A 15,050-nucleotide genomic window follows, 5' to 3' on the forward strand; every position below is an offset into this window, starting at 1 on the left:
TTCAAGCACTCCTCACTTATTTTTTGACGGCGACGATCTTGCCGTTATCTGAATAAACCTGGAACAGCCGTACTTTTTTCTGCCGACGTTGTTGCACTTTGACGCGATAATACAACCTGCCATCGTCATCCATCGCGCGAATATTTGTCCCACTCACAATTAATCCTGGTTGATTCCCCACACGTTGACGAACTAGCGCTAGCGCCAACTGAATATTTAAAACTTCTGCGCCATTATCCACCCGATGAAAAGTATTATTGTTGTAGACCACTTCATGATTTTTAGCGTCATACATTAACGACACCGTGGAATCCTGGGGATTAACATACACGCGCATCTGCTGATCACGGAGACTAACTTTTTTGTCTTTAACCAAGGTTGACTGTTTTTGACTATCAAAATCACGTAACAAAAAATGACCGTGCAAAAACTCGATCGTAGTGGAAGTTTGCTTGCTTTGATATAAAGTCCCATCATCATCACTGGAACCCACCGTGATCGTTTTAACCGGCAAAGTGGTGGTGGCAGTCACTGGCAGCGCAGGTAAAGCAACCGTCAGCAGCAGTAGCGTCACTATCACTAGAATTATTTTTCGCATTCTCTTACTTAAAATAACTTAACCCCCTTCCAGTTTTATCAAGAAAAATTTCTGGGTAAACAAGTATTACGGTTATTTCATCTACGGAAATAAATAGAAACACTTAAATACTACTTCAATTCTATCATATGTAAAATAAAACTGTTACATTTTGCTGTTGACCAAATTTTTAGTACTTTTTTTCGTCAATTATGCCCATGGAAAAGCCTAATATTATCGGTTTAGCCTGTGTTCTAGTACAAAGATTAAGAAAGTCTAAAGAATTTAATTGGAATGACTTGCGAGTTATTTTGTTAACAACATCAGAAATAATCCATGAGCCTAGTCAAATTAAACTTTGTGGTTACATTAACATCAACCTACATTTTGTAGTATAATCCCCATGAAACCAACCAATAAAAAAACAGCAAATTTTATTTCTACTTAAATTAGTCACCAACGAAAGGATGATTCCTAGTGCAATATATCATTGGCTTAGACATTGGCACCAGCAGTACTAAAGCGGTCCTTTACGGACTGGACGGTCAAGTATACGCCCACGCTAACCGTACATACACCTTATTTCGCGATGCGAGCGGGCTGGCAGAAGAAGATCCTGCAGCAATTTTAACAGCTGTTTTATCCGTGTTAACTGAAGTCAATCAATCCATAGATTTTACCCAAGATCAATTGGCAGGCGTCAGCTTCTCAAGTGCTAACCAGAGTTTGCTTGCCTTGGACCAGAACTACCGCCCCCTCACCCGCCTGTTGACTTGGGCTGATACCCGGGCGACCGCTGTTGCTGAACAGCTCAAGGAATCCACACGCGGCCAAGCGATTTATGAAAAAACAGGCACGCCGCTCCACCCAATGTCCTTATTGTGCAAACTCAGGTGGTTACATAAAAGTCAGCCGGAATTATGTGCGCACGCTACCTACTATTGCGGTATTAAAGAGTATGTCATTTACCAACTCTGCGGTGTCTGGCAAATGGATATTTCAAATGCCAGTTGTACGGGCTTGTTTAATATTTTCGACCAGCAATGGGATCAAGACGCGCTAGCATTAGCGGGGATCACCAAAGAGCAATTACCGCCAGTCGTAGATGCTTATGCTAAATTTCAGGGCTTAAAGACCCAATATGTCACACAAACAGGTTGTCCCACCCAGACTACTTTTGTTCAGGGTGCTTTTGATGGTGCTCTGTCCAACTTAGGAGTTGGCGCTCTCGACCCAGAACGCATTGCCGTCACGATTGGTACCTCAGGCGCAGTTCGTGTCACGCTAAACCACCCCGTCACCGACCCACAAGGACGCTTATTTTGTTATGCTCTAGACCGCCAACACTACGTGGTCGGGGGACCGGTTAACAACGGCGGCGCCGTCTTGGGCTTGGCCAAAGACAAACTCTTTGCGCCCGCAGAAACCGCGGAGCACCAATTATCATATGAGCGCCTTAATGAGATTGCCGCCCAAGTTCCGGCTGGGGCTAATGGACTGTTGTTCCACCCCTTTTTAGGCGGAGAACGGGCGCCACTCTGGGATGCCAACGCCCGCGGCTCATTTTTTGGCTTAACCTATCTCCACACTAAAGCCGACATGTTACGGGCCGTGTTGGAAGGAATCACCTTTAACCTCAACACCGTGCTCCAAGAAGTCATTGAACTGACTGGGCAGCCTACCGAAATTTTAGCCACGGGCGGTTTTGCCCGCTCCAAGACGTGGTGCCAAATTCTGGCAGATATTTTTGCCTGTCCGATTACCATTCCCCAAGACTTTGAATCTTCGTGTCTAGGAGCGGCAGTCGTGGGGCTAAAAGCGCTAGGGCTAGTCTCTGACCTTAGTGTTGTCAAGCAGTGGCTAGGGACAACTACGACCTACAAACCACTTGCCGCAAATTCTGCTGTTTACCACGAATTATGGTCCATTTACACTCGCCTAACTGCTCACTTGGGAGCTGAATATGCAAACTTGGCCCACTTTCAGGCCCGGCACCCGCGACCCTAATTAGGTCGTGGCAGTCTAATTTACAAAAACTTTTTGCTGAAGCATTTTTGATTATGACAGAACAGACAGCATTATCTGTTAATCTGACTGCTACAGACTGGTACAATTACCAACAAAATTTGCCCTTACAAAACACGCTTTTAAAAAATAAAGACGTTTTCATCGCAAAATTACTTTTTTTGCAATGAAAACGTCTTTATTTAAGCTATTCGAATATAGTATTTTTTCATTTCTCAATGCTAGTCATCTTTATTATCCGACAAAACCTGACTAACATTAATCGTTGGCATATTATAACCAGGAAATTCATTAGACGTTGTTGTCAACGTTGCAACAATTGCACGAACATATGGATACAAAATTGCCACTGCATTATTGCGAATTAAGGTATCTACTTCAGCTTTGGTTTCATTCTCGTCAGGATGATATACAAACGTTCCTGTAACCGAACATTTAACATAAAATGGTATTTCTGTGTTTTCAAGCGAACCTACAGTAACCGATAATCTAACATCAATTTTGTTTCCCTCTACACTAACATCTTTAGAAAATTTAGGATCCATTAGAATTGTTTTTTGTGCAGCCTTATATGAACTATTCCTTTGATAATTCATTTCTTCAACATGATAACCTTCAAAACTTAAAACACTCATTATACTGCATCTCCTAATTTATTAGATTGGTCAAACATTCGACTATCTTTATAGTTATTCTCAGTTTCATATTCATAGTGATCAACTTGATAGGGTGAATCACTAAGAATACCCGTTAACTTATTTTCTTCGGTTTTGTTTTTATTTTGTCGTAACTTCTCCCCATTTTCATATCGATTTTTTACAAATCTAAATAAATTTTCTTGATACTTAACTTGTAATCTTTTATTATTTTCAATTTGCGTTAATGTCGAGGATCCGATTCCAATGAAATCCGCAAACTCTCGTACAGTCATTCCTAAATCATGCCGGATTTTTTTGATTTCAACTGGCTTCAAATAGTCCTGACGTTCACGATAAGCATCAAAAGCTTCTCTAACGTTTTCCATTGGGTCAGTAAAATCCCCCCATAATTCGCCATCACTATCCTGCCAATAATGGTTAATAACTAATAAGTCTGTTACATCTTTAACTGTTACTAGTTCTGGTCTCCAAACTTCAGTATATAATTCTGTAGTTTCCAATTCCGGATTATAAAATTTTCTCTTTTTCACCATCATGATTCCCCCTCTTCTTTTATTTATAAGGAAAAGACAGTGGACGAATTGCCTTATGAATAGAAATCCACATTACAATTCCACTAGGCTTATCTTGAAACTTTAAATAACATTCCTCATCACTGATTACGAGACCAAAAATCCAAATATCTCCTGGTATCGGTTTAGGATGGTTATCTGGTTCAGGACCACGCACATAGTCATAATAACGTAATTGATTATATATTGAATCAAAAGCAACCTCATCCGTAATCCCTAAATATCTAAGTGTAGCAATATTTTTCGAACGATTACTCATTCTCCATTTATTTCGTCTTTTCCGAATACTTTTAAGAATGCTTTTTATTTCTTCAATATCTGCCAAAATTCTTCCACATCCAAACCACTTCATTCATCTTTATAGTAACACCTTTTGTATCTCAGAGAAAACAAAAGGCTAAAATACTTACATAAAAGTGTCAAAATCCCCCTTAGTCAGCACTCTACTGATTCTATTGTTGCTAATAAGCGTAAATTTCCCAACTTTGCACCTAATATAAGATACGCAAAAAAAGCAAAATTTGATCTAACTTAGGAAAATTTTTAAAAAAAGTTCACTAATTTTAACTGCCAACTAAAAAGACAGGCCCAAAAGTATCTTTCACCTTTTGAGTCCTGTCTAAAATTGCTTATTTAAGTGTCTTGCCTAGTTCTTTAATATACTTCTTCAAGTCATCCTTAACTTCTGGGTGACGTAAGCCAAATTCAATAGAAGTCTTTAAGTAACCAAACTTGTAACCAACATCAAAACGGTCACCCTTAAATTCATGGGCAAAAACTCGTTGGATCTGGTTCAAACGGTCAATTGCGTCTGTTAGCTGAATTTCATTACCAGCACCTGGCTTTTGAGTTTCTAACATGTCAAAAATTTCAGGTGTTAATAAGTAACGCCCAATAATTGCCAAGTCAGATGGTGCCTTATCAACGTCTGGCTTTTCAACAAACTGTTTGACGTCATACAGACCTTTGACTGATTGTTCACCTGGGTCGATCACGCCGTACTTATTAACTTCATCATGTGGCACTTTCATAACTGCCAAAGTTGAGGCATGAGTTTCTTCGTAACGATTCATCAACTGCTTAGTCAATGGAACCTTGTCTTCCATAATGTCATCACCTAACATGACAACAAATGGTTCACCACCCACAAAGTCTTTGGCGGTCAAAATGGCATCACCTAAGCCGCGTGGATGTGACTGGCGGATAAAGTAGATGTTAATATCAGTTGTTTGTTCAACTAACTTCAACAAATCAGTTTTACCCTTTTCCTTCAAATTTTGTTCCAATTCAGGCACGGAATCAAAGTGATCTTCGATTGGTCGCTTACCCTTACCTGTCACGATCAAAATGTCTTCAATACCAGATTTTCTGGCTTCTTCAACTATGTATTGAATCGTTGGCTTGTCAATGATTGGCAGCATTTCCTTCGCTAACGCCTTAGTTGCAGGCAAAAAACGCGTTCCTAAACCAGCTGCCGGGATGACAGCTTTTCTAACTTTTTTCATTAGATAATTCCCCCCTAAAAATTTAATACGTAATTAAACGTACGAATATAAGTTTACCACCTCTTCAAACTAAATAAAAATAATTATCACTAATTTCAAGAATAAAACATTTATGAGTTTATTTTTGCTATAATGTAAACGTTAGTATTAAAAACTTAAAAAGGTAGGTGTGTTTTAATGGCTACTAGTCAGCATAAACATCATCATTCAAAGCATAAAAATCACCGCATCTGGAAATGGTTTATTGGAATCATCCTAACCCTATTAATTATTAGTGGTGCCGTTGTTACTAAGTTTTATTTTGACGCTAAAAAATCGGTTGAATCTACATATACACCAGTTAAACATAACACTGGTCGTGACCAATCGGTTGATTTAACGAAATCAAAACCGTTCTCAGTCCTTTTACTGGGTGTTGATACTGGAGAACTTGGACGAACCGAACGCGGTCGATCGGATACTATTATGGTGGCAACAGTTACTCCTAAGAAAACTACCCTTTTAAGTATTCCACGTGATACTTTGGTCACCATTGCTAATCACCCTGGGAACAGTAAAATTAATGCAGCTTATGCCTATGGTGGCTTAACTGGAGCATTAAACACGCTACAAAGCTATTTAGATATTCCATTAGATCATTACATCGAAGTAAACATGAAAGGGTTAGAGCAACTTTCAGCAGCAATTGGTCCTGTCGAAGTTGATAATGACCTAGATTTTACTCAGGATGGTAACCATTTTCCAGAAGGAAAAATTTCAATCAATCAACACAACATTTTATCCTTCACTAGAATGCGTCACGAAGATCCTAGAGGCGACTATGGTCGGCAATTACGTCAACGAGAAGTTGTAACTGCTATGATAAAACAAATCGCTTCAGTTGGTAGTATTACTAAATATCAATCAATTTTAAATGCACTTTCTTCAAATATGAAGACTGATATTTCATTCAAACAAATGAAACAAATTTACGCTAATTATAAAGGTGCCACAGACATTTCACAGATTCAGCTTAAAGGCCAAGGCCAAATGATTGACGGAGTTTCTTACGAAGTTGTCTCGGGTAATAATCTTAATGCTGTTCAGCAAAAACTAAAGAATCAATTGGAAATTAAATAAATAGTATAAGAATGATACTTTGTAAAGCACAAAGGGGCCGTAACATCATGTTAAAGGTTGAAACATGATGATACGACCCTTTTGTTTATGCCATTTCTCTACACGTTTTTATAAACTTAACCTACTAAGTTTTTATCAATCCATTTTAATAGACTCATCTAATATTTTTAAATTATGCCTTGTTTATTGGATGACCTCCAAACTCATTTCTTAAAGCGGCTACTACTTTACCAGCCATAGAATCGTTCTCTTCTGACTTGTACCGAGTCATTAACGCACTGCTAATTACTGGAGTAGGTACATGTAATCTAATCGCTTCTTCTATAGTCCATGCACCTTCACCAGAGGAATGCATAATTCCTTTAATTTGCTTCAAATTTTTATCTTCACTAAAAGCTTTCTGGGCAAGTTCAATTAACCAACTACGAATAACTGAACCGCTATTCCAAACCTGAGCAACAGCTTCATTATTATAATTAAATTGTGATTTATCTAATATTTCAAAACCTTCACCTATTGCTTGCATCATTCCATACTCAATACCGTTATGAACCATTTTCAAAAAATGCCCTGATCCAGCTTCACCAGTATACATATACCCATCTTTCGCTGAAATCTTTTTAAATAAGGGATCAATTTGTGAAAAAAGCTCTTTTGGACCACCAATCATAAAGTTTCCACCATTACGTGCCCCAGAGATCCCGCCTGAAGTTCCAACATCAAAAAAATGAATTTTCTCGATACTTAAACTTTGAAAATGTTTAATAGAGTCCTTATAATATGAATTTCCTCCATCAATTAAAATATCATCACTATTAAGCAACTTACACAACTGATCAATGCAATCTTGTGTAGCCTCTCCGGCAGGTACCATTAACCAAACAATTCTTGGTCGTGACAATGAATTAACTAATTCTTTTAAGGTTCCAGCACTTCTAGCAGTAGTAGTCATAAGTTTTTCTCTGATATCATCATTACTATCAAATGCTGTTACATCAATACCTTTACTCAACATATTTTCTAATAAATTCCAGCCCATTTTCCCTAATCCAACCAAACCAACTTGCATGTTTTTCCTCCTTTTGTATCTTATAACATCTTTTTAGAAATGTTTTAATAATTACTAATTTATAAAAAGATTAAATTTTTAGTCGTTTATAGAATTATTCTTTCTTTGAAAGTCAGCAATATCTTGATATTCAGTTTCTAGTTCCTCTGTCAATCTCATATAAATTAGCAATAATTCATGATAAACTTTACTATTCCTAGAATTTGTTACATACTTCTTAGGGTTATCACCCAAATCACTGATATCTTTTAAGCTATCAGTCTTTCTCACAGACCTCATTCCAATTATTGAAGCACCTAAGCAAGAAGACTCAAAGTCTTTAGGAACTTTTATTGTTTTTCCAAAAATATCTGCAATCATTTGACAACAAAACTCGGATTGTGCGAATCCTCCTGTCACCCTAATTTCCTTTGATTTACCTATAATTTCTTCTAACGTCAATAATACTGTATATAAATTATAGACTATTCCTTCAAGCACAGCACGAAGCATGTGAGCCCTAGTATGCATCTGATTTAAGCCAAAAAAAGAACCTCGCGCATTTGCATCCCAGAGTGGCGCCCGTTCTCCTCCCAAAAATGGATGAAATAATAAACCTGCGGAACCCGCGGGAATCTTACTTGCAATACTCGTGAGTAGCTCATATGAATTAACTTTCAAAAACTTAGCGGTGTGTTTTTCGCTATCAAATAAATTGTCACGTGCCCAACGAAAGACCACACCACCATTATTAACAGAACCACCGATAACAAAATGTTGTTTATCTATCGCATAGCAAAACGTTCTTTCTTTAGTATCGATTATAGGGTGATTAGTAACAACACGTACTGCACCAGATGTTCCAATAGTAACAGCAACTATCCCGTCATCAACCGCACCTACTCCAAGGTTTGACAAAGCACCATCAAATGCTCCTTGAACAAAAACGACTCCAGCTGGACAATTAATCATCTGCGCATATTCAGTTTTCATACCTCTAAATTGTTCATATGCATCCACAACAGGCGGCAACTGTTTTTCAGTAATACCCACGATATTTAGTGCATCAGGGTCCCACTGTAATTTAAAAATATTATATAATCCCGTACCGCTAGCAATTGAAACATCCATTTGCCAAATACCAAAAAGGCGGTATAATACATATTCTTTAATTCCGCAAAAATAAGCTGCTTTGTTATAGATGTTCGGTCGTTCATTTTTGAGCCATAGAATTTTACACAAAAGATTCATCGGGTGAATTGGTGTTCCTGTATTTTCATATATCTTATGCCCGAGCTTTGTTCCTTTAAGCTTTTGAGCATATTTATTAGAACGAGTATCTCCCCAAGTTTGTGTACGCGTTAATGAATGAAAATCTTTATCCAATGCAATTAAACTTTGATTGGCACTAGAAAAAGAAACAACTTTTACGTCATTATATGTCAGATCAACATTTTCCATCAATTGCTTGAATACTGAAATAACAGCGTCCAGAATTTCTTCTTGATCTTCCTCTACCATTCCAGTTGTATCTTGGTACATTGAATATCCTTTATTAGCATATGCCGCCACCTTCATATCTCTATCATATAATACTGCTTTAGTACTAGTTGTACCAATATCTATTCCAATGGTATAGTCCATAAATATACATTCACCCGACCCTTTCTCAGTAAGAAATTTACTCATTAGTATGTTAGTGTTGATTTAATTTATCTATAATTTTATTTTTAGTACAATGTTTACTTTACAAAAATTTCTGTTTAGCGTTAATCCGCAGCCACTAACTATTTAGTATTAAAAGCTTCAGATATTTTCCATATCAAAAATAGCGGGAAATTTTAAAATGAAGTTAGCCAGTTAAAAAATCAACACAAAAAACGCCATAGTAGCGAAATATCGTTTATCATATTAGTTACCACACCAAACATGAGAGGACGATATCCACACTATGACGCAAATTGCGAATACCACAAATCACATTCGAGGGAAACACCTAACTAAAGAAAATCGCGTATCAATTGTAGATTGGACCCGTTTTAACTCTAAAGGGCCGAATGATTTAGTTCATGTGCTTTCGAATTGACAAATCGTGAAGCTCTTAAATACCTCGCCTCAAACTATTAATAATGAACTGAAAAGAGGTACTATTAGGCAGATTCGTCGACAAAAACAAGGTGATAAAACGTACGAGTACGAATAGTTCGAATATTCAGCACAGGCTGGTGAAGCCGTCTACCAACGTAATCACCAATACTCTGGTCGTCACTCATTATCTGATCAGGAATCATGCCAAGCTTTTATCAGTTTTGCTGGTCAACACTTGTTAGCCCGCTATCCTTGGTCACCTGATCAGGTTGTCATGGCTGCTCACCAGGATACCAAACTTAGTCAGGCTACAATTCCATGTACTACAACACTCTACAACTGGATTGACCAACAAAAATTGAAAACCATAAACATTGATTTGGCCGAAAAAGTCAGTCGTAAGGCGAAAAAAGTCCAGTCTAAAACTAATGAGAAGGTTTTAGGTCGTCCAATTGAAGTTGATGATCGTCAAGAATTCGGACATTGGGAAATCGATAGTGTTGTTGGCCAACGTGAGGCTGGCGATTTAAATCTGCTGACATTAACGGAACGAAAAACCAGATATGAAGAAGTTATTCTAGTTCAAGGTAAAGAAAGCTGTTACGTTAATCAAGCTCTGGAATCGTTTAAACAAGAGCTAGGCTCAAAGTTTGAGAAGATTTTTAAGACGATTACTGCTGATAATGGGTCTGAGTTTAGTAAGTTAACTCAGGTCGTTCCCGACCGTGAAAATGGAGGTATCTATTATGCTCATCCATATGCTTCATACGAACGTGGTAGTAATGAACGCAACAATAAAATCATCCGCAGAATATATCCCAAAGGAAAACCAATCGTGGAACAACCGGCTAAAACAGCCCGTGAAACAAGTGACTGGATGAATATCACTGAGAACTCAGACGCCACGGATGGCACTAGAAGCTGAGCTTCAAAAGATTTTTCAGGTCGGTTAAGCGCGAAAAATGGGCGCGAACGGTGGGGAGGGAGGAAGGTCTTTGCCTCCCGGCTCAAGCCTTTCTCCCTCCCCACCGAGCTGTACTAAGCTTCTAATGTGATAAATGATATGTGAGAGTGGCTAACTTAAACTTGAATTTTCCGTATCAAAAATATCTTTGTTCCCGTCTCAAATAAAGATAAACTCTAGACCCAACTCAAAAACATGGTTATGGCACAGCGTCTTCAGATCTGAGGATAGCCTTCACAATAAGTTTGAATAACATTATAATTATCGTCAACAATAACTAAATCTGCAATTTTACCAGGTTCGATCAGACCACGATCACCCAAACCCATAAAGTTAGAAGGATTTTTAGTAGCAGCATTAATTGCAGTTATTTCGTCTATTCCCATCCGAATTGCATTTCCAACTAATTGGTTCATGGACGCTGAACTACCAGCCAATGTTCCGTCAGGCTTTCTAATAGTTCCATCCTCAGCAACAACATGTAAGTCTTCGCCTTTACCGTATTCACCGGGTTTTAGTCCTTTAGAATCTACTGCGTCTGTAACAAAGATTAATTTATCTTTCCCTTTAATTTTGGCTAAAGCTCTACATGCAGCTGGTTTAACGTGAATACCATCTGTTATCAATTCACTATAAGCTTCAACCGAATCCATAGCCGCTCCAACTACTCCAGGTTTCCTATGCAACAATTCTGTCATTGCATTATAAGTGTGTGTAAAGTCATTAGCTCCATCTTGTACAGCAGACATTGCTTCTTCGTAACTAGCATTAGTATGTCCAACTGCTACTTTTATTCCTTTTTCCACACAATGTTTAATCATCTCATGATTTACATCCATTTCAGGCGCGATACAATACAATAATATGTGATTATTAGCTACTTCTTCCCACTGATCGACTTCAGTAGCTGATGGCTTTCTAAGTTCATATTTATTGTGTGCCCCACATTTTTCAAAGCTAATATAAGGACCTTCAACATGAATTCCAAGTATCCGCGAACCATTCGGCTGACCTTCAATTTTCTCACGTATCATACTAATAGACTTAAGCACCTCACTTACTGTGGTCGTGGATGTCGTTGCTAAAAATGAAGTGCATCCCTCATATGGTAAATGCTTTGTCCATCTATCAAGCCCTTCAGCGTCTGCAACATTTGTAGAATAGCCTTGGTACCCGTGACAATGTATATCAATAAAGCCAGGAAGTATTTTTTTATACCCAAAATCAATGTCGAAAGTTGCATTTTTATCATAATTAATGTTTTCAATTGTCCCCTTTCTTAAAGTAATTACTGCTGGTTCAAATCGTTCATTGATATAAATGTTTTGGCTTTTTATTTTCATAAATTTTTACCTCCGTTAGACTATTTCAATTCTTTCATTTCGCTAACTAAAGGATCAGCTATTGTTCCTACGACAACTTGATAGTTGTTTTTTCCAAGTTTTACAATCCCTGTAGCACCATTTTCTTTCAACTTACTTTCATCTACTTTTTCGCTATCCACAACACTGACCCTAATTCTAGTGATACAAGCATCCAAATCTGTGATATTATTATTCCCGCCTAGTGCCTGAAGAATATTCCTTGCCTTATTATTAAAATCTTCAGCATCTTGCTTTGTATTTTCATCTATTTTTTCTTTTCTACTTTTAGTCAAATCATCAGATGTGTCTACATCTGTTAGTAAATCATCTGCATCATCTGTTCTTCCCGGAGTTGGTACATTAAACTTAACAATCACATAGTAAAAAATAAAATAGTATAAAAGCCCAGCAACAATACCGACTGGAATAACTAACAATTGTTTTGTGCCAGCACCATAAGTCAATAAATAGTCCATTAGTCCATTGGAAAAACTAACACCTAGTCTCACTCCTAATCCTGCTACAATAACATTGGCAAGGCCCATGATTACAGCATGTACTACTAATAAAATCGGAGAAACAAACATAAAGCTAAACTCAATAGGTTCCGTAACACCTGTTAAAAATGCAGTTAAAGCCGCACTAATCAATAATCCAGAAACTGCTTTTCTCTTCTCTGGTTTAGCTGCTTTATACATAGCCAAACAAACAAACGGTAACGCAATCATCGTTACGGCATAGCCACCCGCGGTAAACATTCCACCATTAGGATCTCCTGCGTAATACCGAAGTAAATCACCATGAACTACATGTCCTGCTACATTTGTAAAAGTACCTATCTGAAAATTAACTATTGTATTAAGAATTTGGTGCAAACCAGTCGGCACTAATATCCTGTTCAAAAAACCATAAAAGAATAAACCTATGCTTCCAGCATGTACCAGAGCATTTCCAAGATTATCTATTCCAGTTTGAATAACCGGCCAGATATATCCAGCTAAAACCCCAATAACCATCGAATAAAGTGAAGTGATTATCGGAACAAATCTTTTACCTCCAAAAAAACCTAAGAAATCAGGAACTCTGATTTTATGGTACTTGTTATATAAATAACCCGCTAATAATCCAGAAACTATCCCAGCCAAGACGCCCATATCTATATCTTTATTGAATGTTTTAGCGACACTAGTTAGCACCAGATACCCAACTGCCGCAGCAATCCCTGCTACTCCGTTGTTATCTTTTGCCAAACCAATTGCAACACCAATTGCAAAAATTAAAGCAATATTTTCAAAAACAGCATTGCCGCCAGCTTCCATCCACGAAATATTCAATAAATCTTTTGAACCAATCCTAAGCAATAATGCAGCTGCTGGTAAGACTGCAACTGGCGTCATTAATGATTTTGCAAATTTTTGTAAATTACCACTAAAATTTCCTTTTCCCATTTTTTCCACCTCATTATTCTTTTGAACTATTTCTTTCTCTAATTCTTTCCACATGAATCGTTAAATAGCCAAGCTCTTCGATAGGAAGAGCTACTTTAAATTTCAATTTTACTTTAGCAAACACTATTTTTGCACATTCATATGCAAGAGGATATCTTTTACAAATAAGCGAGTTCATTTCTTCATCTAAAACTTGTCTATCGTCGTTATTATTTCTTAATAATAAAAAGTTCAAATGTGCAACTAACCTTTCAAAAGAAATAGAATCTTTTTCTACATAAATATTTAAATATTCTCCAATAGTATCTACCATTGTTTTAATAATTTCAGTCTGCCTAATAGTATGATGATAATTTCCGCCTTTTTCTTTCATTGTATGCACTTGTAAAGCAATAAAACCAGCTTCGTCTATGGGCATTCCTATTCCAAATTCATTATTTATAAGGTTGATGCCCCAGATCCCTATCTCAAATTCTTGAGCATACAAAATTTCTATTTCATGAAGCAATTTATTCTTAATAAATATTCCATTTTTTATTCTTTCGACGGCAAAAGAAATGTGGTCAGAAAGAGTTAACAAAATTCTTTCATCTAAGGTAACATTTAACTGTTTTTCCGCATATTCAATTATTTTTTCGGCTACTTTAAAATATTCCTCTGGTATTTTTTGAATGGTTTCTAAAATTTTTTCATTTCCTTCAGCAATAAACACCTTGTCAAACTGATTGCGAAAAATTACGTCATTTCTTTTCTTACGAAATCCAATACCCTGGCCAATAGCGACCAACTCTCTTTTAGAATTATCCGTAACAAGTAAAGCATTATTATTGAGGATTTTTTTTACTTTCATTTTCTCCATCACAACACTCCTATTAACTGAAAAACTCAAAATATTGAAAATATTTTGGTTTTTCCAGCATTCACTTCGTGTATATCCTCTTTCTTGATTTCATAACCATGCTTGTTACTATCTGGAATTAAAACTGGAGTTATAGTTCCTTCAGCATGTTCTTGAACAAAGGACAAATCCATTACCATTAACGGGTCTCCAACTTTTACAGTGTCTCCCTCAACAACTTTAGACGTAAAACCATGACCATTTAAAGAAACTGTTTCTAGCCCAATATGAATCAATATTTCTATTCCGTTTTTATCCTTTAACCCTATAGCATGTTTAGAGTCCGGAATTTGTACGATCTCTCCGTCAATTGGCGATACGATTTCACCATTAGCAGGTTCAATGGCAACTCCATCTCCAACCATTTTTTGATTAAATACTGGATCTGGAACCTCTGTTATGTCCTTTAATTTTCCTGAAATCGGAGCATAAACATCTAACTTAGGCTTCTTAAATAAATTTTTAAAGGGAAATTTTAAAATGAAGTTAGCCAGTTAAAAAAATTAACACAAAAAACGCCATAGTGGCGAAATATCGTTTATCATATTAGTTACCACACAAAACATGAGAGGACGATATCCACACTATGACGCAAATTGAGAATACCACAAATCACATTCGAGGGAAACACCTAACTAAAGAAAATCGCATATCAATTGAAGATTGGACTCGTTTTAACTCTAAAGGACCGAATGATTTAGTTCATGTGCTTTCGAATCGACAAATCGCGAAGCTCTTAAATACCTCGCCTCAAACTATTAATAATGAACTGAAAAGAGGTAC

At 37.0% G+C, this 15,050-nt stretch carries 14 protein-coding genes and 1 pseudogene; 4 read left to right on the forward strand and 11 right to left on the reverse strand.

Going from position 1 to position 15,050, the window contains the following annotated elements; translation table 11 throughout:
- Positions 1–16: 16 nt before the first annotated feature.
- Positions 17–598 carry a hypothetical protein gene (locus LPAF129_RS05020; RefSeq protein ID WP_244055069.1) on the reverse strand — a complete coding sequence of 194 codons (582 nt, stop codon included), beginning with the start codon at positions 596–598 and terminating at the stop codon, positions 17–19.
- Between the two features lie 456 nt (positions 599–1,054).
- Between LPAF129_RS05020 and LPAF129_RS05025 the strand changes: the two genes are divergently transcribed.
- Complete coding sequence (locus LPAF129_RS05025; RefSeq protein WP_244055070.1) at positions 1,055–2,584, forward strand: gluconokinase; 1,530 nt, start codon at positions 1,055–1,057, stop codon at positions 2,582–2,584.
- Positions 2,585–2,823: 239 nt separating this feature from the next.
- On the opposite strand, the gene LPAF129_RS05030 is transcribed toward LPAF129_RS05025, so the two are convergent.
- The 4 genes from LPAF129_RS05030 to galU form a co-directional block, all read right to left on the reverse strand.
- A complete protein-coding gene (locus tag LPAF129_RS05030; RefSeq protein WP_244055071.1) occupies positions 2,824–3,237 on the reverse strand; it encodes a protein-export chaperone SecB in 414 nt (137 codons plus the stop codon).
- Positions 3,237–3,794, reverse strand: a complete 558-nt coding sequence (locus tag LPAF129_RS05035) for a helix-turn-helix domain-containing protein (protein WP_244055072.1) — start codon at positions 3,792–3,794, stop codon at positions 3,237–3,239. Before LPAF129_RS05035 ends, LPAF129_RS05030 begins: the two co-directional genes overlap by 1 nt.
- Before the next feature lie 19 nt (positions 3,795–3,813).
- Positions 3,814–4,158, reverse strand: coding sequence for a hypothetical protein (locus LPAF129_RS05040; protein ID WP_244055073.1), 345 nt, complete (start codon positions 4,156–4,158; stop codon positions 3,814–3,816).
- A 304-nt stretch (positions 4,159–4,462) separates the two neighbouring features.
- Positions 4,463–5,338: a UTP--glucose-1-phosphate uridylyltransferase GalU gene (gene galU, locus LPAF129_RS05045; protein ID WP_244055074.1), complete on the reverse strand. Its 876-nt coding sequence runs from the start codon at positions 5,336–5,338 to the stop codon at positions 4,463–4,465.
- 177 nt (positions 5,339–5,515) lie between these two features.
- Between galU and LPAF129_RS05050 the strand changes: the two genes are divergently transcribed.
- Positions 5,516–6,457: an LCP family glycopolymer transferase gene (locus LPAF129_RS05050; protein ID WP_244055075.1), complete on the forward strand. Its 942-nt coding sequence runs from the start codon at positions 5,516–5,518 to the stop codon at positions 6,455–6,457.
- A gap of 172 nt (positions 6,458–6,629) precedes the next feature.
- On the opposite strand, the gene gnd is transcribed toward LPAF129_RS05050, so the two are convergent.
- Both gnd and LPAF129_RS05060 read right to left on the reverse strand, forming a co-directional pair.
- Entirely contained in the window at positions 6,630–7,550 is a 921-nt protein-coding gene (gene gnd / locus LPAF129_RS05055; RefSeq protein WP_373875033.1) for a phosphogluconate dehydrogenase (NAD(+)-dependent, decarboxylating), read from the reverse strand.
- A 54-nt stretch (positions 7,551–7,604) separates the two neighbouring features.
- Positions 7,605–9,149, reverse strand: a complete 1,545-nt coding sequence (locus tag LPAF129_RS05060) for a gluconokinase (RefSeq protein ID WP_244055077.1) — start codon at positions 9,147–9,149, stop codon at positions 7,605–7,607.
- Between the two features lie 307 nt (positions 9,150–9,456).
- Here LPAF129_RS05060 and LPAF129_RS05065 point away from each other — a divergent pair.
- Positions 9,457–10,546: pseudogene (locus LPAF129_RS05065) on the forward strand (IS30 family transposase).
- 226 nt (positions 10,547–10,772) lie between these two features.
- Here LPAF129_RS05065 and nagA read toward each other — a convergent pair.
- From nagA to LPAF129_RS05085, 4 genes are read right to left on the reverse strand one after another with little or no spacing between them, the layout of a single operon-like run.
- Positions 10,773–11,900, reverse strand: a complete 1,128-nt coding sequence (gene nagA, locus LPAF129_RS05070) for an N-acetylglucosamine-6-phosphate deacetylase (protein ID WP_244055078.1) — start codon at positions 11,898–11,900, stop codon at positions 10,773–10,775.
- Positions 11,901–11,920: 20 nt separating this feature from the next.
- Positions 11,921–13,423, reverse strand: a complete 1,503-nt coding sequence (locus LPAF129_RS05075) for a PTS transporter subunit EIIC (protein WP_244055079.1) — start codon at positions 13,421–13,423, stop codon at positions 11,921–11,923.
- A complete protein-coding gene (locus LPAF129_RS05080) occupies positions 13,383–14,228 on the reverse strand; it encodes a PRD domain-containing protein (protein ID WP_244055080.1) in 846 nt (281 codons plus the stop codon). The genes LPAF129_RS05075 and LPAF129_RS05080 overlap by 41 nt, the downstream gene beginning before the upstream one ends.
- Positions 14,229–14,254: 26 nt before the next feature.
- Positions 14,255–14,761 (reverse strand): PTS sugar transporter subunit IIA, encoded by a 507-nt coding sequence (locus LPAF129_RS05085; RefSeq protein ID WP_309296500.1) that lies wholly within the window; start codon positions 14,759–14,761, stop codon positions 14,255–14,257.
- 92 nt (positions 14,762–14,853) lie between these two features.
- On the opposite strand from LPAF129_RS05085, the gene LPAF129_RS05090 reads away from it, so the two are divergent.
- Positions 14,854–15,050: helix-turn-helix domain-containing protein (locus LPAF129_RS05090; RefSeq protein ID WP_244055081.1), on the forward strand; the 197-nt coding region annotated here is incomplete at its 3' end.

The sequence above is a fragment of the Ligilactobacillus pabuli genome (assembly GCF_022836475.1).
Classification (GTDB): domain Bacteria; phylum Bacillota; class Bacilli; order Lactobacillales; family Lactobacillaceae; genus Ligilactobacillus; species Ligilactobacillus pabuli.